Consider the following 19031-nt stretch of genomic DNA (forward strand, 5'->3'; position numbering starts at 1 on the left):
GCCCCGGTTTTTTATTACCTGTGTTATGCCGGTAGGCGAATCACTCGCCTACTTCAGGTTCTCTTCGAACAGCATAAAGATACGACGATACTCATCTAGCCAGCTTGATGGCTGCCGAAAACCATGCGGTTCAACCGGGTAAATCGCCGTCTCAAAATTGATATTCTCATGCTCAATCAAGCGTTGTACCACGCGCACGCTATCTTGGAAGAACACGTTGTCATCCACCATCGGTGACATGATCAATAGCTGATCACGAAGCCCTTCGGTGAAATAAATCGGCGAGCTACGGCGATAGGCAATCGGGTCGTCATCAGGCAAGTTCAAGATATTTGAGGTGTAACCAGTATTGTAATGCGCCCAATCACTGACCGGACGCAGTGCCGCACCAGCTTGGAACAAGCCAGGCTCTTTGAACAACGCCATAAAGGTTAAAAAGCCACCGTACGAACCACCATAGGTACCCACACGATTGGTATCAACATTAGCGTTCGCACCCGCCCACTTCACCACATCAATTAAATCTTCAACTTCTGGTGTGCCCATTTGCCGGTACACCGCGGTGCGCCAATCACGGCCGTAGCCTTTAGAGCCACGGTAGTCAAGATCAAGCACCACATAGCCATGTTCGGTGAGCATGCTATGGAACATAAACTCGCGCTGATAGTTCGACCATCCACCATGAGCGTTCTGCAAGTAGCCAGCACCGTGAATAAATACCACCGCTGGATATTTTTCCGCCCGATTAGGGTCATAATCAGCTGGGTAATACACCCGTGTATAGATTGGGTCAGCCACATGACTAGACGCAATAGGCACAATGTTTGGCGCGGCCCAATCAACGGCTAAATAAGCATCGCTAACGGTATGGGTCAAACGTTGTGCCGTGGCATCTGCGCCGATTGTTTGATGGTACAGTTCTGGTGGCGTAAGTGCACTGGAGTGCGTGATCAACAACTGATCTTCGTTGGGGCTCAATTCATAATTATTGATACCACCGAGCTTAGTCAGTTGCTCAAGCTCACCGCTGGCAGTGGCTACGCGGAAAATTTCATAGTTACCTGGGTGGGGCTTATTGCCACTGAAATAAATGTACGAACCATCAGCATTCACTTGCGGATCTTCAGTGACATACTTACCTGAGGTTAACTGACGCTCTTTGCCATTCAACGGTTTCACATAAAGATGCGCATAGCCATCTTGTTCCGATTGATACCACAGCGTAGTGCTATTCGGTAAAAAGCCAAATTCATTATGGGTGTAATTGATCCAGGCCTCATCGCTCAAGCGGTGTTGGCTTTGCAATTGTTTGCCAGCGAAATCGAAACTGGCTATCCAGCGATCTTTGTTATCCCAGGCTTCCAACATCACCAATGCTTGTTTGCCGTCGTCGCTCCAGCGGAATGCCCCGCTCGACCAGCCCCAATCCTGCAACAAGGTGATAGGCCGTGGCTTTTTCTCACTGCTGTAGGTTTTGCCTTGGGCTTGGTAGTTTTCTGCCTTCACCGCCGCCAACGCATCATCGTCATAACCCGGCAACGTGTTGTAGGTGAACGTTGTTTTCGTACCGTCGGTTAAATTAAGCGCCATCACAGTATGCTCAACTGGCTTGGCATCAGCCACCCGACGACGCACATCGCGGGCTTTAACTCGGCCATCTTCAGCCACATAATCAGGCATGATGTCGCCGTCAGCACGCCACCCTTGTGGGCTGGTGATAGCAACTAATAATTTGTCACCCGCTGGCGACAAACTCGCCGCGACGATCTGTTTGTTATTGCCTAAATAGAATGGCTGCGGCGCCAAGCTACTATTACTGTCTGCCAATAGTTGCTGCTGGGCAAAACGCTCAGCACGGTCGTTACGCTCTTTCTGTACAAATTCAATCAGCTCGATTTGCTCGCGGGCAATAAAATCCTTGGCTGGGGCATTGGCTTCTGGTGCTTCACGGGTTTCCAGGCTGGCCAGCTGGGTGGTCAACCCAGAGCGTGGATCAACAGCAAAGAAATCGTTACCTTGACGGAACGACAAGCGGCCATCGGTTAAGAACATCAATTGATTTTGCCGAGCTTCATCGCGAGTCAACTGCTGTACCTTGCCAGCGGCTAAGTCCCGCACAAACACATTGCCCTCAAAGGTATAAGCTAACAAGCTACGGTCACTGTTATACACACCGTCGCTGTAGGCATAGTTGTGTAAACGGTCGAGCGGGACTTGATGCGCCGCTTCGCCATTTAACGGCAAATGATACCAATCCCGTAACAAACTGCCTTCGCGCTTCTGTTGATACAGTACGCCATCACCAGAGACCATCCAGTAGGCATTCTCGGGCGAACGCCCCAACCAATCTTGGTCGGCCATAATTTTTTCAAGGGTTAATTCACTACCGGCAACAGCATTTGGATTACTGGCCAACTGCACAGTTTCAATCGGTTGTTGGGTGACATTTGGCGCGGTAGCAGCTTCATTGGTGCTAACACAGGCACTGGCTAGCAAGGCGGCTGCAATAGCTAACGCGAGTTTGCTTTTCATTATGGTTATCCTCTTAGTAAGCGTTACCGCATTAAAGCAAAAAGCCCGACACAATTCGAGTCGGGCTTTTGCTGATTGCGATGAAGTTGGCACAAATTGCGGTTAGCTCTCCGCATCGGGCTGTTTACTCGGATGCGCCGCTGCTACCCAGGGCAATTCCAGCAACTTCTGATACATAGCTTGTAGCCGCGGGTATGCGGTCAAATCAATACCGAAGCGCTCGGCGCTGTATACTTGGGGCACCAAGCAGGCATCTGCCATAGAGAACAAATCGCCGTAACAGTAATTACCGCCATGATCAATAAGCGAAATTTCGAAACTGGCAAAGGCTTTGGCAAACCAATGTGCCAGCCAAGCTTTTTTCGCTTGGTCGTCAAGCTTCAAGGTGCCGCTAAGATACTGCTGCACCCGTAAGTTAATCAGCGGCTGTAATTCACTGGCTAAATCCAGCGACATGGCTCGTATCTGTGCCCGATCAGCAGCCTTGCCCGGTAATAACGCTGGGCCAGGATACTTTTCGTCGAGATATTCCATAATCGCCAGCGACTGGTGAATGACGGTTTTACCATCCACCAAAGTTGGCACTAAGCCGTTCGGATTAAGCTGTCGATAGGCCTGCTGGTGTTGCTGACCACCATCACGCAGCAAATGAACTGGCAGATACTGGTAATCGAGGCGTTTAAAATTTAGTGCAATACGCGCCCGATAGCTGGCACTTGAGCGCCAATACCCATAGAGTTCCATCAGCGTGCTCACTCCTTAACAATTAACGCGTTAGTCGGCTTGGGGCGCTGCTGTTGGTTCAGTGTAGGCCACCACCTGTTGTTCAATACTGCCAAAGATACTCATACCCTGTTGGTCGAGCATCTCAATTTTGATGCTGTCGCCAAACTGCATAAAGCCAGTACTGGGTTTGCCGTCACGAATAGTTTCAATCATCCGCACTTCAGCAATACAACTATAGCCTAGACCACCTTCGCTAATTGCGCTGCCATGATCAGTGCCTTGCTTGTTCGATACCGTACCTGAACCGATAATTGCACCAGCACTCAAATGCCGTGTTTTTGCAGCATGAGCAACAAGTTGCGCAAAATTAAAGGTCATATCCACACCGGCGTTGGGCTTGCCAAATAATTGTCCATTAAGCTCGCTCAACAGCGGTAAATGCACTTTATGGTCTTGCCATGCCGCACCAAGTTCATCAGGCGTTACTGCCACGGGAGAGAATGCTGACGATGGTTTGGACTGAAAAAAGCCGAAACCTTTGGCTAATTCATTGGGAATTAAACCGCGCAACGACACGTCGTTCACCAACATCACCAAGCGAATATAATCGCCGGCATGATTGGCTGGGGTGCCCATCGGCACGTCATCGGTGATCACCGCTACTTCGCCTTCAAAATCTATTCCCCAGGCGGTATCGGCCATTTCAATCGGGTCTTTGGGGCCAAGAAAATCATCCGAACCGCCCTGATACATCAACGGATCGGTCCAGAAACTTTCTGGCATCTCGGCATTGCGCGCTTTACGCACTAATTCCACATGATTGACATAGGCGCTGCCGTCAGCCCACTGGTAGGCGCGTGGTAACGGCGATTCACAGAGGCTTTGGTCAAACGCCACCGCTTCACTGATCTCACCAGCATTTAATGCCGCGTAAATAGGCTCCAATGCCGGCGCAATACCATCCCAATCGTCGAGGACTTCTTGCAGGGTTGCGGCCAAGGCTGGCACAGCCACGGCCTGAGTTAAATCACGACTGACCAACATCAGCTGGCCGTCACGGGTTCCATTTCGATAACTTGCAAACTTCATAGTAAGTTTGGTTCCTATTCGGTTTTTGGCTTCCAGCTATACACATAGTCTGGATTTTCCACACTGGCACAAACATCGCCCATCTGCAGGGCGTCACGAGTATCAAGCATCACCGCCACTTCGTCGGTGAACTTTTTCTTGTACTCTAAGCCAGCTTTGAAGGCCTTCGGGTGTGGGCCATGAGTGAATCCAGCTGGGTGAAAGGTCACCATGCCTTTATCAATATTGTCACGGCTGAAGAAGTCGCCTTCATGGTAGAACAGCACTTCATCGTAATCGTCGTTGTTATGATAGAACGGCACTCGCAATGCACCTGGGTCGGATTCAATCGGCCGCGGCACAAAGGTACACACTACAAAGCGATCGGCCACAAAGGTGGTATGCGCTGACGGTGGCAAGTGGTAGCGATGGCTCATCAATGGCCGAATATCGCGCCAATTGATCCGCACCGGCGCCAGATCACCGTGCCAGCCAATCGCATCAAGCGGGTTGTATGGGTAGGTAATGACACTGACTTGGCCGTGTCGCTTGACCTGAATCTGCCACTGCTCTTCGCTGTACTGAGCTTTGAAGGCGTCGTCAATTTCGGGCACGTCTAAGCAACCCGGGTCAAAAATGGCATGATTGCCTACCAAACCTTTTTCCGGCAGCTGATAGGAGCCATTGGTGGCCTCAATCATCACAATCTGCATCGCTTCAATCGGCTCAATGCGCCAGCTGGTTGAACGCGGAATGCTGAAATAGTCACCTTTTTCGAGGGTGATATGGCCGTAATCGCAATACAGTTCGCCGCGACCTTCGTGAATAAACAGCAACTCGTCGCCATCAGCATTGCGCACCAAACATGGCATCGCCTCGCGACAATGCCAAATACGGAACTTACAGTGGGCATTATGCAACAGCATAGGTACCGCCCACGGCGATCCCACCGCAACGTTGGTCAGCTTGTTAAAGTCGAAATTACGCGGCCGCAAGTCGCCTTCCCAGTTGCTCCAACCGGTGGGTGCATGGCGATGATGAAAGTGCGTGGCCGGGCCAAAAAAGCCGCTACGCCCTACTTCACGCTCATAAATGGCCTGCTCCGGCAAATCCGCATGTGCTTGCTTGGAAAATACCCCGACTTTTTTCGGGAAACTCACCCATTTACGCATCAGTTAACACTCCGCGACGAATTTGATCCTCCTCGATCGACTCGAACAGGGCCTTAAAGTTGCCTTCACCAAAGCCTTCGTTGCCTTTGCGCTGAATAATTTCAAAGAACACCGGACCAATCACCGTCTTGGTGAAAATTTGCAGCAAAATGCCATCTTTCATTGGCGCGCCGTCAATTAAAATCCGTAAGTCACGCAGGTCATCGAGGCTTTCATCGTGGCCTTCAACGCGCTCATTGACTTTATCGTAATAGGTTTCTGGCGTTGGCATAAATTCCATGCCGATGCTGCGCAAATCACGAACGGTTTTGTAAATGTTGTCGCTGGTTAGGGCGATATGCTGAATGCCTTCACCGTTGTATTCGCGCAGATACTCTTCAATTTGCGATTTATCGTCGTGCGACTCGTTAATTGGAATACGGATCTTGCCGCATGGCGCGGTCATAGCACGGCTTAACAAACCCGTCAGCTTGCCTTCAATGTCGAAGTAGCGAATTTCACGGAAGTTACCAATACGCTCGTAGAAACCTGCCCAGGTATCCATGTTGCCGCGGAATACGTTGTGGGTTAAATGGTCGACTTCGTACAAACCGGCGGCATGCGCTTTCATGTCGGCTTCCCAGTTCGGGTAGAAATCAAAATCGCTGCTATAAATGGTGTCTGTGCCTTGGTACTTATCGACAAAGGCTAAGGTTGACGCACCAATGCCATACACCGCTGGGAACTCGGCTTCGCCAGCTGCTACATCGCGACTAAAGGCTTTAGCGCCATTGGCCACAGCATGCGCTAACGCGTGCTTAGCATCGGCTACGCGCCAGCCCATACCACACACACTTGGGCCGTGCTCTTTAGCAAATTCAGCTGCTTGGCCACCAGCTTCGGCGTTAATGATAAAGTTGATGTCGTTTTGCTTATACAGCCACGCTTGCTTACGCTTGTGTTTTGCCACTTCAGTAAACCCGAGTTTTACAAACAGGTCTTTGAGCGCTTGAATACCTTGGGCATCCGGTGCGGTGTATTCAACGAATTCAAAACCATTGGTTTGTAACGGGTTGTACGAATGATCAGCCATGATTTACTCCTTGTTGTACGCGCTAGTTCGCGCGTTATCAGTATGAGGTTGTCGTTACCTTACTGTGCGCCAGAAACGCCAACTGCGCCAGCGCCTAGCCAGAAAAGCTGACAGAACGGCTATTGGCCCATTTGTAAACTATTCGATACAGTTTAGCGGGTATAGTGCGGTTTACCCATCAACTGTCAGCTTTTCGATACAAAGCCGCGGTTTGACTGTAAACTTTTATGAACGCGACGGCTTCTTACCGGGCTTGCTGATGCCGTACTCGCGCAGCTTATTCGCCACCGCGGTATGCGATAGGCCGAGTTTTTTTGCCAGTTGGCGCGTGCTCGGATAGCTCGGATACAAGCGCCGCAAGATAGTGCTTTCAAATTTTTTCACCGCACTGTCTAAGTCTTCGTCATCAAACTCAATCGCCACACTCTCACTGACACCCTTGCCACCAGGTAACTGCAGATCACGGGCATCGAGCCGGTCACCTTCGAGCATTGAAATGGCCCGAAACAACACATTTTCCAACTGGCGGACATTGCCTGGCCACTGATAGCGCTGTAACAGTTCACGACAATCGCGGCTCAACAGCACCAAATTACGGCCTAAATGCTGACACGCCTGTAAGGTAAAATGCTCAGCCAAGATGGCGATATCGGAACGCCGTTCACGTAGTGGCGGAATACTCAAACTCAGTACATTCAGCCGATAGTACAAATCTTCGCGGAATCGCCCTTGTTCAACCCGCGTTAGCAGATCGTCTTGCACCGAACAGATGATCCGAACATCCACTGTCACTTCGGCTTCTTCACCAATGCGTCGGAACCGTCCTTCTTGAATAAAGCGCAGCAGCTTTGCCTGCAGACTATTAGACATTTCACTCACTGCATCAAGCAGCACGGTGCCGCCATGGGCTTGTTCAAAGATGCCCTTCTTGGCTTCGGTGTAGGGCCCTAAACTGCCTTTGCCATGACCGAATAACTCACTCTCGGCCACGTTATCGGGCAACGCCGCACAGTTAATCGCCAAAAACGGAGCGCTTGAACGCGGACCGGCTTGATGGCAGGCCCGCGCTAGCAATTCTTTGCCAACACCAGTTTCACCTTGAATCAGCAACGGCACATGCAATTCCGCCATGCGCGCAGCATCTTTCAACAGCCGTTTCATTAGCGGATGGTCGCCCAAGATCTTGGCAAACACTTCTGGTTGGCCGCTGCGCTGCCATTGCCCGGTCAGTGGTTGTGGCTTACCAGTGACTACCGCGCCGGCAAAGTTTGCGCGCTGGTTTTCATCGGTTACCCACAATGGAATCAAATCAAGAAAATACATGGCGCTGCCAATATTCACCTGCACTACAGTCTGCTCTTTGGGTTGTCGCTCAAGCCAGCGCACTACGTTAAAACCGCTCACCCAGTCGTTGATTGATGAGTTGTGAATAGTTTGGCTTCCATCACCAAAAATGTGTTCGGCGGCATCATTACACACGGTGATAATACCCTTGCCATCGACAGACAGCACCGGATCAGGCAAGCGGCTGAGCAGTAAGCTAAATTCATAGTGCTCGCGCTCACTGGGCATGTAGGCAACGGTCTTCACGTCTTTGACGTTGGCAATACGGCGGATCTCCGGCATCAAATGCTGAAAGTCAGCAAATTCTAATTCCGGAAAGTTAAGAAAGATTTTTCCTTTCGGGTCGACCTCAATGCCGCGTAAATCAATTTCATGATCACGCAAGATCTCAAGCACGTCTTGGGCAATACCGAGGCGATCGTCACAGCTGATTTCTAGCCGCATTGGGTATAATCTCCGCTCTAAGTGTAAAGCAAAGTATACACAAAAACGCCGCCGGAGCGAGTGCTGCGGCGGCGCTTTTATCGCATGAGCGCTTCGTTCTATCGCGCTAGCGAGGGCGCGTTAGGCTGATAACAAGGCGTCCGTGCGAGCCGCCATGATGAAATCATTTTTGTGCAAGCCATTGATAGCGTGCGTCCACCACACCACCGTCACTTTGCCCCACTCGGTAACTAAGGTTGGGTGATGAAATTCGGCTTCAGCAATTTCTGCAACTTGGTTGGTAAAGGCCAACGCTAACTTAAAGTTTTTGAACTTGAATTGGCGCTCTAACTGCATCACACCATCACGGACCACTGGCGACCAGTCCGGAATTTGCGCCATTAACTCGGCCAATTCAGCATCTGTTACTTTCGGTGCGTTGACATTACAGGCTTCACAGGTTTGTTGTTTTAACTCAGACATCATTACTCCAGTCGTCTTTCTAAAATGCGTTCAATGGATTCGTTAAGCCGCTGGCTTAGGTGGAAACTTAGGTTCAAACAAACCCAGTTCCATAGCCTGATGCACCAGCGCCATAATATCTTGGTCGGCAATCTCAAACAGCTGCTTAAAGGAGCTGATGGTGTAGTAAATGGGTTGCATGATATCAATGCGATACGGCGTACGCAGTGCATCTAATGCAACCAGCTGCTTGCGCTCCGGCACATCACTGAGCGCATAGTTGGTTTCACCCGGCGAGGACAAAATACCACCGCCATAAATGCGTAAGCCCTCAGCAGTCTGCATCAAACCAAACTCAATGGTGAACCAATACAAACGCGCCAAGTACACCCGCTCTTTCGGTGTGGCGGCTAAGCCTAAACGGCCATACTGATGGGTGAAATGGGCGTAGTCAGGGTTGGTTAGCAGTGGGCAATGACCAAAAATTTCATGAAAGATATCCGGCTCTTGCAGGTAGTCAAACTCTTCGCGGGTACGAATAAAGGTCGCCACCGGGAATTGCTTGTTCGCCAATAAACGGAAAAATTCATCAAATGGGATCAGACAAGGTACCTGCGCCACTTGCCAACCGGTGGTTGCCGCTAGCACTTTATTGATCTCGTGCAACTGCGGCACGCGGTCTTTTGGCAAATTAAGTAGTTCTAGCCCCCGCATATATTCATCACAGGCTTTACCGGGAATATGCTTCAGCTGACGCTCTACCAAATCATGCCAAACCGCATTATCTTCGGCGGTCCAGGCAATGTTGCCATCGGCTTCTGGTAGGCGCGACACGTATTTGCTTTGCTTACCCATGGGATACTGGTTCCTTTGTTTGTTCTGTGTTCATTGTTAATGCAGCCTTGCACTGATTCAGTGCTTGGGCTAAATCGGCAATAATATCGTCAACGGCTTCAAGGCCAACTGAGATACGGATCAAGGTATCACTGATGCCTGCTTTGGCCCGTGCCTCTGGGGTATAGGGCGAATGGGTCATTGACGCTGGATGCTGAATTAAAGTTTCCGCATCGCCTAGGCTTACCGCAATAGTAATCAGCTGCAAACTGTCGAGCATGCGCCGCGCGGTATTAATATCACCGGCAAGTTCAAAGGCCACTACCGCGCCGGCACCATACATTTGGCTGCCCATCAGCGCTTGCGCTGGGTGATCGGCAAAGCCCGGATAATAAATTGTTTTCACCAACCCATGATCACGCAAAAATTCAGCGACCACGCGGGTATTCTTGCAATGGCGCTCCATGCGCACATCTAAGGTTTTTAAGCCACGTAATATCAACCAAGCATCATGGGGGCTCATGGTCGCCCCCATATCTTTCAAGGTGGTCAGCTTGATCAGTTCAATATCTTCAGTACTGCCGCAAATAATACCGGCCACCACATCACCATGACCATTTAGGTATTTGGTGGCGCTATGGATCACAATATCAGCGCCCTGCTTAATCGGCTGTTGCAATAGCGGCGTCATAAAGGTGTTATCAACCACCACCCGCGCACCGACCTTGTGGGCCAGCTGACTCACCATGGCGATATCGACCACCTTCAAGTGCGGATTCGCAGGCGTTTCTAAGAACACCAATTTGGTATTCGGACGCATCGCTGCCTTGGTCAACTGCGCATCAGCCATATCGACAAAATCGACGTTGATACCAAAACGGCTAAACAGGTGCGAAAACAAAGCAAAACTGCAGCCGTATATGGCGTCAGACACCAGCACATGGTCGCCTTGCTGTAAGAACGCTAACATCGCCGCCGATACCGCCCCCATGCCAGTCGCCGAAGCGGCTGCAGCTGGATAACCTTCGAGCGCAGCAACACGTTGCTCTAACTCGGTAATCGTGGGATTGCCCAAACGCGAATAAATATACCCGGCTTCTTCGCCGGCAAAGCGGCGTGAACCTTGTTCGGTGCTGGTGAACGCAAAAGTGGCTGTTTGATACAGCGGTGCAACCAAAGCACCGTGTTCATCGCGGCGTTTGCCGCCATGAATGGTCACGGTTGCTGGCTGCCATTGCGATTTATGATTATTGTTGTCGCGCATTGGCAGTGAATCCTCCTGATAAGTGCTCATCAGAGTGCATTCAGGCTGCCAACAACGCAACTAGTGGGCGACTTGCGGGGCCATCACGAAGTGTAACGAAAATTTGCCACTTCGGTTAAAGACGATTGAGTTCGCGGTCAATTTTGAACGCATTGGAGGTAACATGACGCTCCAACTTTTGCAGCCGTTGCTCTAGGTCACCAAACTCACCGCTAATTTCACGATAAGCAGCACGTGGTGGCTCGCCGGCTTGCCATACTTTGGTCTTGACCTCGATGGTATCGTGGCTGCGACCGCTGCTATGAGCTGGCTTTTCATCTAAAATCATCCACATGGCGATATACAGTACCGCAATAAAACCATGTCCGAAAATGATGGCAGTGACTGCAATAATCCGCACTAACCACACTTCAATATTAAAGTAGTTGGCAATGCCGGCACAAACCCCGGCCACTTTGCCGTTACGCTTGTCACGTAACAATTGCTTTTTCGGTTCGGTACTCATGAGCGACTTCTCCACTGTGGAGACTCTGCATCCAGAATCGCCTCCAGCGTTTGAATGCGTTCACGCATCTGCTCGGCCTGGCGCGCCAACTGCTGCAGTTGCGTCAACTCGTCTTCGCTCAAGCCCTGACTAATCTTACGCTGACTACGATAATGCATGATCACCCAGATAGGCGCGACGAACAGCATAAATAGAATGACAGGAGCGGCAATTAAGGGGGCAATCGTTTCCATCGTTATCTCTCTTTATTAGGCTCTAGGCAGCAAACACCCGCAATGCGGGTGTATCACTTATTCCGCTGCTTTCTTGTCTTTGTTAACACGGGCTTTCAACGCGGCTAACTCATCATTGATTTTATCCGCACCTTCTAGCTCGGCGAATTCATCACGTAAGGTGCGTTTGCCCATATCGTATGATTCCACTTGCGCTTCTAGGTCATCAATTTTCGCTTCAAAGCGTTCAAAGCGATACATGGCGTCATCAATTTTGCCACTATCAATGGTTTTCTTCACATCAAGACGGCTGGCAACTGCACGTTGACGCATGATAATAGTTTTTTGCCGTGCTTTGGCATCAGCTAGTTTAGCTTGTAATTGCCCAACTTCCTCATTTAAACGATTCAAATGTTCGTCTAAACGCTGAATATCAGACTCTAATGCCGCCGCCTGTTCAACTGATTTCTTTTTCTCAACCAGTGCCAGACGCGCCAAATCTTCGCGTTCTTTGCTGATCGCCAGTTCTGCTTTCGCTTCCCAGTCGGCAGCTTCTTGGCTGATACGGCTCAGTTGACGCTCAGAATCTTTCTTCTCAGCAATTAAGCGTGCTGAGGTAGAACGCACTTCAACTAAGGTGTCTTCCATTTCCTGAATAATCAGGCGGACCATTTTTTCCGGATCTTCCGCTTTATCCAATAAAGCATTGATGTTGGAATTTACGATATCTGTAAAACGTGAAAAGATACCCATTGTTAGTTCCTCATTTCGGTTTAAATTGCTGTCACATTGACGGTCATTGGGTAACTTGCATCAACCGTGCCAACTTTTCATAAAATTTTTAATTCACTGTTTTACATAGATTTATTGAATTAGCTTAAAATTTACATTGACCCCTAGCGGTTAGCAATTACACTAATATTTAGTGATTTTCGCCACCCATAACAATAATACGGTCGAGTCCATCATGATAAGTCACGCGGTGTTGCCATGAGTCGGTTTCACGAAAGCGACAATTTAATCGGTCAAGCCAACAGTTTCCTGACTGTGCTTGAACAAGTTTCGCAAATAGCGCCGCTGTCTAAGCCTGTGCTGATCATCGGTGAACGCGGTACCGGTAAAGAGCTGATTGCCGTGCGCTTACACTATCTATCACAACGCTGGCAGCAAAACTACGTCAAGCTCAATTGTGCAGCTCTGAGCGAAAGCCTACTCGAAAGCGAATTATTCGGCCATGAAGCGGGCGCCTTTACCGGTGCACAAAAACGCCATGAAGGCCGTTTTGAACGCGCTGATCGCGGTACCCTGTTCTTAGATGAATTGGCGAACACCTCGGCGTTAGTGCAAGAAAAAATCTTGCGGGTCATTGAATACGGTGAATTTGAACGGGTTGGCGGTACCAAAACCGTGCAGACCGATGTGCGCCTAATTGCCGCCACCAATGAAGACCTGCCGCAATTGGCCGAACAAGGTAAATTTCGTGCCGACTTACTAGACCGCCTCGCCTTCGACGTGATCACCTTGCCACCGCTACGCGAACGCCGCGAGGATATCCTTGTGTTAGCCGAGCACTTTGCCATTCAAATGGCGCGAGAACTGAATTACGAGCTATTTGGTGGCTTTACCCAACAAGCGCGCAATGCCTTGCTCGAGTATCACTGGCCAGGCAACGTGCGGGAATTGAAAAACGTGGTCGAGCGCTCTGTTTACCGGCTGGGTAGTGGTCAATTGCCGCTGCATGAAATTATTATCGACCCCTTTGCCAGCCCCTGGCGGCCTGAGCCAGCGGCTCATCGGCAAGGTAGTGCTAGCAGCTCAGCACCGAGTAAACCCACCGCCAATGCGGGAGCCGCGGAAACAACTGCGCCTCCAGCCGATGCCACACCACTGCCAGACTTCAGCAACGGCGTCATTGATTTCAAAGAAGTGACCGCCAAATTTGAGCAAGACGTGCTGCAGTGTGCATTGCAATGTGCACAGTTCAATCAAAAGAAAACCGCCGAACTATTGGGCCTCACCTATCATCAGTTGCGCGGCTATTTGAAGAAGTACCAGTTATTAGAAGGCTCATCCTAATGCTGGCACACCGCTGTTCTCGTAACGGCCGCACCGCCTGGCAACTGGTTTTCGGTTCGTTTCTAGGGCTCGGTTTAGCGGCCTGCCAGCCGGCTACCACCACAGTGGCTCCCTTGCAGCAAGGCTTGGTGTATTGTTCCGAGGGCAACCCTGAGGGCTTTAACCCGCAATTGGGCACCTCAGGTACCACCATTGATGCCACCTCAGCGCAGCTTTATGACCGCCTGTTAGATTATGACGCCGAGCAACAACAATTTGTGCCAGCCTTAGCCGAGCGCTGGCAAGCCCTTGATGACGGACAACGCTATCGCTTTCATCTGCGCCGCAACGTGCAATTTCATAGCACCCCGTGGTTTACTCCCAGCCGCGCCTTAAATGCTGACGATGTGTTGTTTAGTTTTCAGCGCTGGTTACAACCTAATCACCCCTACCACGCAGTCAATGGCGGAAATTATCCATTTTTCACCTCAAGTGGGTTGATGAATTTGATTGTGGCAGTGGAGCGCATTGACGACTACACCGTTGATTTTCAATTGAGCCGTCGCGACAGCTCATTTTTAGCTAATTTAGCCACAGATTTCGCGGTGATCCTGTCGGCCGACTATGGGCAGCAATTGCTGCACGCTAAGCAGCCTCAGCAACTGGACCGCCAGCCTATCGGTACAGGGCCGTTTCAATTTGTCGAGTTTCGCAAAGATCTATTGATCCGCTATCAGCGCCACGCTGACTATTGGCGTGAAGCACCGTTCTTTGAGCAATTGGTGTACGTGATCACCACCAGCGCCAATAAGCGCATGTTAAAGCTATTAACGGGTGAATGTGATGTCATTCCCTACCCGCTGGTAGATGAACTGCAACAGCTAGATATTGATGACGATATTCAAGTGTCCAGCGCCGTTAATCCGAATATTGCCTATTGGGGCTTCAATACCGCGCGCCCACCCTTTGATCAGCCGTTGGTGCGTCAAGCGCTTTCTCATGCAGTAAATCGTCAGGCCATTATTCAAGCGATATACAACGGCAATGCCCGCCAAGCCAGTGGCATTCTGCCAGAGACCTCTTGGGCATTTACTGAGCTTGATCAAACCCATGCCTACAATCCGCAACTGGCCAAGCAACTATTGCAACAAGCGGGTTATGAACAAGGCTTCAACATGCGCATTTGGGCCATGCCGGTGCAACGCGCCTACAATCCCAATGCGCAGCGCATGGCCGAACTGATTCAGGCTGATCTGGCACAGATTGGCGTTCGTGCGGAAATTGTCAGTTATGAATGGAACGAGTTTCGCCGACGCCTTGACCGCGGCGAACACGACAGCGTATTGATCGGTTGGGTGGCTGACAACGCTGACCCAGACAACTTTTTCCGCCCTATTTTGAGCTGCGCGGCGGCCGCTGGCGGCAACAACCGCACCAATTGGTGTGACCCCAACTTTGACCAACTGTTGGAACAGGCGTTGGCAGAAACCGTGGCTGACAACCGCGCGCAATTGTACCAAGCCATTGAAACCTACGCTCTGCAACAAGCACCGCTGATGCCGATCGCCAATTCGCTGCGGTTTCAAGCACACCGCACCGATATCAGCGGGGTTGAACTGCCCCCTTATGGCGCTATTAGTTTCCGCCATGCGCGGCGCATTTTGCCGGTTGACGAACGCGGAGAACAACCATGATCCGCTACAGCATCCGGCGTTTACTGTTATTACTGATCACCTTGTGGCTGCTCACGGTGCTGATGTTCGTGCTGCACCATCTGTTCCCTGGCGATACCCTTACCAACATGAGCGGTATTCGGCAAAGCGATGGCGTGGCTTACCAACAAGCTCAGCAACATTACGCTATGCCACAGTCTTGGCTGAGCCAATACTGGCAATTTTTTCTCCACCTGTTGCATGGTGATTGGGGCCAATCGCTGGTCACCCAACGTGGAGTGTTCGCCGACATTATGCCGCAGTTAGGCGCCACTCTAGAACTCACCATCATGGCGATGACGCTGTCGCTGGTCATTGGTGTGCCGATGGGAATGTATGCAGCGGTGCAGCAACGCGGTCCGCTTGACCGCGTGATCATGGGCGTATCGCTGAGTGCCTACTCCATTCCGGCCTTTTGGTTAGCGCAATTGGCACTATTACTGTTTGCGGTCAAATTAGGCTGGGCACCGATCTCAGGGCAGTTAAATCCATTATTTAACATCACGCCGGTGACTGGTTCAGTGATCATTGACATTCTCCTCAGCGATTCACCCTATCGCGGCGCCGCCCTCAAAGATGCTCTGCAGCATTTATGGCTACCGGTATTGGTGCTTTCAAGTATTCCGCTAACTATGCTGATCCGCATTACCCGTAACGCCACCTTAGATGTGTTGCAGCAAAACTATCTGCGCGCGGCGCGTTCACGTGGCTTAAGCGAGAGCCGTATCATGGTCAAACACGTTATGCCAAATGCCATGCAAGTGATCGTGCGGCAGCTGGGCTTACAATTTAGCTTGCTGATGAGCAATATCATTATTATTGAAACTATCTTCAATTGGCCGGGTATTGGTAGTTCATTGATCAAGAGTATTTATGAGCGCGACTATCCGGTGATGCTTGGTGGCTTGTTTACCCTTGCCGCGCTGATTCTGTTGGTCAATGTAGCGGTTGAGTTGTATCACGCTTGGCGCTATCCGCAAGTACGCAAGGAATTGTATGCCGAACGCTAGTATCTATTACCAACAGCGCGAACCCTCACCGTTGCAACAGATTTGGCTGCACATGAGTGCCAATCCGTTTGCCCTTGCAGCCCTTTACACCCTCGCCTTGCTGCTGTTGATGATGGTGTGCTCAGCATGGCTGACGCCCTTTAGCCCTGACCAGCAATTTGCCGACTCTATATCGCAGCCGCCATCGTGGCACGAGCAAGGTCAGATCCGCTTTTTGTTTGGCACCGATGACTTAGGCCGTGACCTGCTCTCGCGGATCATGGCGGGCTCAGTCTACAGCTTAGGCTACCCGCTGCTAGCGGTGGTAATCGCCGCCTTAATTGGTATTCCAATTGGGGCTTGGGCAGGAATGAGTCGCGGGGTGCAGTCCTCAGCACTGAATCATTTCCTCGATGTTATCAACTCCATTCCATCGCTGCTTCTCGCGTTGTTGGTGATCGCTATTCTTGGCCCCGCCCTGCAAAACGTCATGCTAGCTATTGTCGTGGTGCTGATACCGCAGTTTATTCATAGTGTGCACAGCGCCATTTATGACGAGCGCTATCAAGATTATGTCATGGCATCGCGGCTTAATGGCTGTTCACGCTGGTATATTCTGACCCGGGTGATATTCCCTAACATCACCGCGCCATTGGTGATGCAGGTCACCCTAGCCCTTTCTACCGCTATCTTTGATATTGCCGCTCTGGGCTTTCTGGGCCTTGGCGTGCAAGCTCCGGCCCCCGAATGGGGCACCATGTTGGCACGCAGCTTAGAGCACGTGTATTTATCACCTTGGACCATGATTTTGCCTGGGTTTGCGCTGTTCCTAACCTTGCTCTCCATCAACGTGCTGGGCGATAGTATTCGCGCCGCTATTCAAGAACGGGTGCGCTCAGCATGAATATTCTTGATATTCGTAACCTCACCATCGAAATTGACGGCGATAACGGCCCCATCCGTTTAGTCGATAAACTCAGTTTGCAAATTGCCGAGGGTGAAATCCATACCCTCGTGGGTGAATCTGGCTCCGGTAAAAGTCTGCTGGCCAAGGCTATTTTGGGCTTTATTAACCCGCGCTGGCGCGTCACTGCTGATCGCCTATGGTGGCGCCACTATGACCTACTGGCACTGAATCCGGAACAACGTCGGGTGGTGACTGGGCGCGATATGGCGATGATTTTTCAGAACCCAGGCAGTTACTTAGACCCCAATGCTAGCATCGGTGCGCAGCTGCAAGAATGCATCCCCAGCGGTGATTTAAAAGGCCTGTATTTGCGCCGCCGCGCCGACCGCAAAACCCGAGCCGAACGCCTGTTGCACCGCGTGGGGATCAAAGATCATGACGCGGTGATGCAAGCTTATCCGTTTGAGCTCTCTGACGGGGTGGCGCAAAAAGTCAGTATTGCCATGGCCATTGCGCACAATCCAAAGCTGCTGATTGCCGATGAGCCCACTACCGCTATGGAACCACAAACCCGCAGCCAAATTTATCGCTTATTGAGTAAACTCAATGCCAGCCAAGGCATGTCGGTATTAATGATCACCCAAGATCTCACTGCCATTATGCCGGAAACCAAGCGTATTAGTATGGTGTACTGCGGTCAGTTGATGGAAGTTGGCACCCCACAACAACTGCTTGAACAGCCGCTGCATCCCTATACCGAAGCAATGCTAAGCATGAGTTTGGCGAATCACAATACTCCGGTGAAAACACGCTTGCCGACCTTAGGCGGTTCTATTCCAACCATGGCTAATTTACCAATTGGCTGTCGTTTAGGCCCCCGCTGTCAACACGCGCGGCGAGCCTGTATTGATACACCGCGGTTACGTAAGTTGAAACAGCACCAGTTTGCTTGTCATTACCCGCTGATTGAGGTGAAGAATTATGACTGAGCCATTGTTGCAAATTCAGCAAGTCAGTAAGTCGTATTATCACAAGACTGGCTGGTTTCGTGGCCGTCGCACGCTAGCTTTAGAGCCTATTAGCTTTGCCTTACAAGCCGGCGAAACGCTCGCCATCATGGGCGAAACCGGCTCAGGAAAGTCAACCTTAGCAAAGATTATTGCCGGCGTTGAAGTTCCATCTAGCGGCCAAGTGCTGCTGCGAGGCGAGGTGCTCGAACCGCATAATTACCGCCAACGCTGTAAGCATATTCGCATGATTTTTCAAGACAGTTTGCGTTCGCTCAACCTGCAAACCAGTATTGGCCAACAACTTCTTGAACCGTTGCGCTTTAATACCGCGCTAGACCCGCAGGAGCAGCAGCAAAAAGTTATAGCGACCTTGCGCCAAGTCGGCTTACTGCCGGAACATTTTAATTTTTATCCGCATATGCTCTCCAGTGGCCAACAACAACGCGTGTGTATTGCACGAGCTATTATTCTTGAGCCGCAAATCATCGTTGCCGATGAAGCGTTCGTCGCATTAGACCCATCCATTCGTGCACAAATCATCAATTTGATTTTGGATTTGCAAGAAGATATGGGCATTTCGTTCATTTTCATCTCTCATTCGGCGGAGATCGTGAAACATGTCGCTGACAAGATCTTGATTATGCATCATGGTAAACTAGTCGAGTTTGGTACAACCGAAGCGCTGCTCTCTAACCCGCAACAACAACTGACCAAGTTATTGTTAGGGGTCGAATAAAACGCATA

18 protein-coding genes are annotated in these 19031 nt (G+C 50.6%); 6 read left to right on the forward strand and 12 right to left on the reverse strand.

Annotation, left to right across the window (positions count from 1 at the left end; translation table 11 throughout):
* Positions 1 to 48 precede the first annotated feature (48 nt).
* The 12 genes from EFO84_RS11205 to pspA form a co-directional block, all read right to left on the reverse strand.
* Entirely contained in the window at positions 49 to 2532 is a 2484-nt protein-coding gene (locus tag EFO84_RS11205) for a S9 family peptidase (RefSeq protein ID WP_205701978.1), read from the reverse strand.
* Between the two features lie 102 nt (positions 2533 to 2634).
* Positions 2635 to 3276, reverse strand: a complete 642-nt coding sequence (gene maiA / locus EFO84_RS11210) for a maleylacetoacetate isomerase (RefSeq protein WP_127348138.1) — start codon at positions 3274 to 3276, stop codon at positions 2635 to 2637.
* Between the two features lie 30 nt (positions 3277 to 3306).
* A complete protein-coding gene (locus EFO84_RS11215) occupies positions 3307 to 4347 on the reverse strand; it encodes a fumarylacetoacetate hydrolase family protein (RefSeq protein ID WP_127348139.1) in 1041 nt (346 codons plus the stop codon).
* A gap of 14 nt (positions 4348 to 4361) precedes the next feature.
* Positions 4362 to 5498 (reverse strand): homogentisate 1,2-dioxygenase, encoded by a 1137-nt coding sequence (locus tag EFO84_RS11220; RefSeq protein WP_127348140.1) that lies wholly within the window; start codon positions 5496 to 5498, stop codon positions 4362 to 4364.
* Positions 5491 to 6570 (reverse strand): 4-hydroxyphenylpyruvate dioxygenase, encoded by a 1080-nt coding sequence (hppD, locus tag EFO84_RS11225; protein WP_127348141.1) that lies wholly within the window; start codon positions 6568 to 6570, stop codon positions 5491 to 5493. Before hppD ends, EFO84_RS11220 begins: the two co-directional genes overlap by 8 nt.
* Positions 6571 to 6795: 225 nt before the next feature.
* Entirely contained in the window at positions 6796 to 8358 is a 1563-nt protein-coding gene (gene tyrR / locus EFO84_RS11230) for a transcriptional regulator TyrR (RefSeq protein ID WP_127348142.1), read from the reverse strand.
* Between the two features lie 120 nt (positions 8359 to 8478).
* Complete coding sequence (locus EFO84_RS11235) at positions 8479 to 8820, reverse strand: 4a-hydroxytetrahydrobiopterin dehydratase (protein ID WP_127348143.1); 342 nt, start codon at positions 8818 to 8820, stop codon at positions 8479 to 8481.
* A 42-nt stretch (positions 8821 to 8862) separates the two neighbouring features.
* On the reverse strand, positions 8863 to 9654 hold the full coding sequence (gene phhA / locus EFO84_RS11240) for a phenylalanine 4-monooxygenase (protein ID WP_127348144.1): 792 nt from the start codon (positions 9652 to 9654) through the stop codon (positions 8863 to 8865).
* Positions 9647 to 10897, reverse strand: coding sequence for a methionine gamma-lyase (gene megL / locus EFO84_RS11245; protein ID WP_127348251.1), 1251 nt, complete (start codon positions 10895 to 10897; stop codon positions 9647 to 9649). Before megL ends, phhA begins: the two co-directional genes overlap by 8 nt.
* A 115-nt stretch (positions 10898 to 11012) precedes the next feature.
* Positions 11013 to 11402 carry an envelope stress response membrane protein PspC gene (pspC, locus tag EFO84_RS11250; protein ID WP_127348145.1) on the reverse strand — a complete coding sequence of 130 codons (390 nt, stop codon included), beginning with the start codon at positions 11400 to 11402 and terminating at the stop codon, positions 11013 to 11015.
* A complete protein-coding gene (pspB, locus tag EFO84_RS11255) occupies positions 11399 to 11635 on the reverse strand; it encodes an envelope stress response membrane protein PspB (protein ID WP_127348146.1) in 237 nt (78 codons plus the stop codon). The genes pspC and pspB overlap by 4 nt, the downstream gene beginning before the upstream one ends.
* Before the next feature lie 57 nt (positions 11636 to 11692).
* Positions 11693 to 12367: a phage shock protein PspA gene (gene pspA, locus EFO84_RS11260; protein ID WP_127348147.1), complete on the reverse strand. Its 675-nt coding sequence runs from the start codon at positions 12365 to 12367 to the stop codon at positions 11693 to 11695.
* 237 nt (positions 12368 to 12604) lie between these two features.
* Here pspA and pspF point away from each other — a divergent pair, with 237 nt between their 5' ends.
* Genes pspF through EFO84_RS11290 form a run of 6 tightly spaced genes read left to right on the forward strand, consistent with a single transcriptional unit; the run spans position 12605 to position 19023 of the window.
* Positions 12605 to 13690 (forward strand): phage shock protein operon transcriptional activator, encoded by a 1086-nt coding sequence (pspF, locus tag EFO84_RS11265; protein WP_127348148.1) that lies wholly within the window; start codon positions 12605 to 12607, stop codon positions 13688 to 13690.
* Positions 13690 to 15363: an ABC transporter substrate-binding protein gene (locus tag EFO84_RS11270; RefSeq protein WP_127348149.1), complete on the forward strand. Its 1674-nt coding sequence runs from the start codon at positions 13690 to 13692 to the stop codon at positions 15361 to 15363. The genes pspF and EFO84_RS11270 overlap by 1 nt, the downstream gene beginning before the upstream one ends.
* Complete coding sequence (locus EFO84_RS11275) at positions 15360 to 16391, forward strand: ABC transporter permease (RefSeq protein ID WP_127348150.1); 1032 nt, start codon at positions 15360 to 15362, stop codon at positions 16389 to 16391. Before EFO84_RS11270 ends, EFO84_RS11275 begins: the two co-directional genes overlap by 4 nt.
* Positions 16378 to 17274, forward strand: coding sequence for an ABC transporter permease subunit (locus EFO84_RS11280; protein ID WP_127348151.1), 897 nt, complete (start codon positions 16378 to 16380; stop codon positions 17272 to 17274). Before EFO84_RS11275 ends, EFO84_RS11280 begins: the two co-directional genes overlap by 14 nt.
* Positions 17271 to 18266, forward strand: coding sequence for an oligopeptide/dipeptide ABC transporter ATP-binding protein (locus tag EFO84_RS11285; RefSeq protein WP_127348152.1), 996 nt, complete (start codon positions 17271 to 17273; stop codon positions 18264 to 18266). Before EFO84_RS11280 ends, EFO84_RS11285 begins: the two co-directional genes overlap by 4 nt.
* Positions 18259 to 19023, forward strand: a complete 765-nt coding sequence (locus EFO84_RS11290) for an ATP-binding cassette domain-containing protein (protein WP_127348153.1) — start codon at positions 18259 to 18261, stop codon at positions 19021 to 19023. Before EFO84_RS11285 ends, EFO84_RS11290 begins: the two co-directional genes overlap by 8 nt.
* Positions 19024 to 19031 lie beyond the last annotated feature (8 nt).

Origin of the sequence: Pseudidiomarina mangrovi (genome assembly GCF_003999375.1) — a bacterium.
GTDB lineage: Bacteria > Pseudomonadota > Gammaproteobacteria > Enterobacterales > Alteromonadaceae > Pseudidiomarina > Pseudidiomarina mangrovi.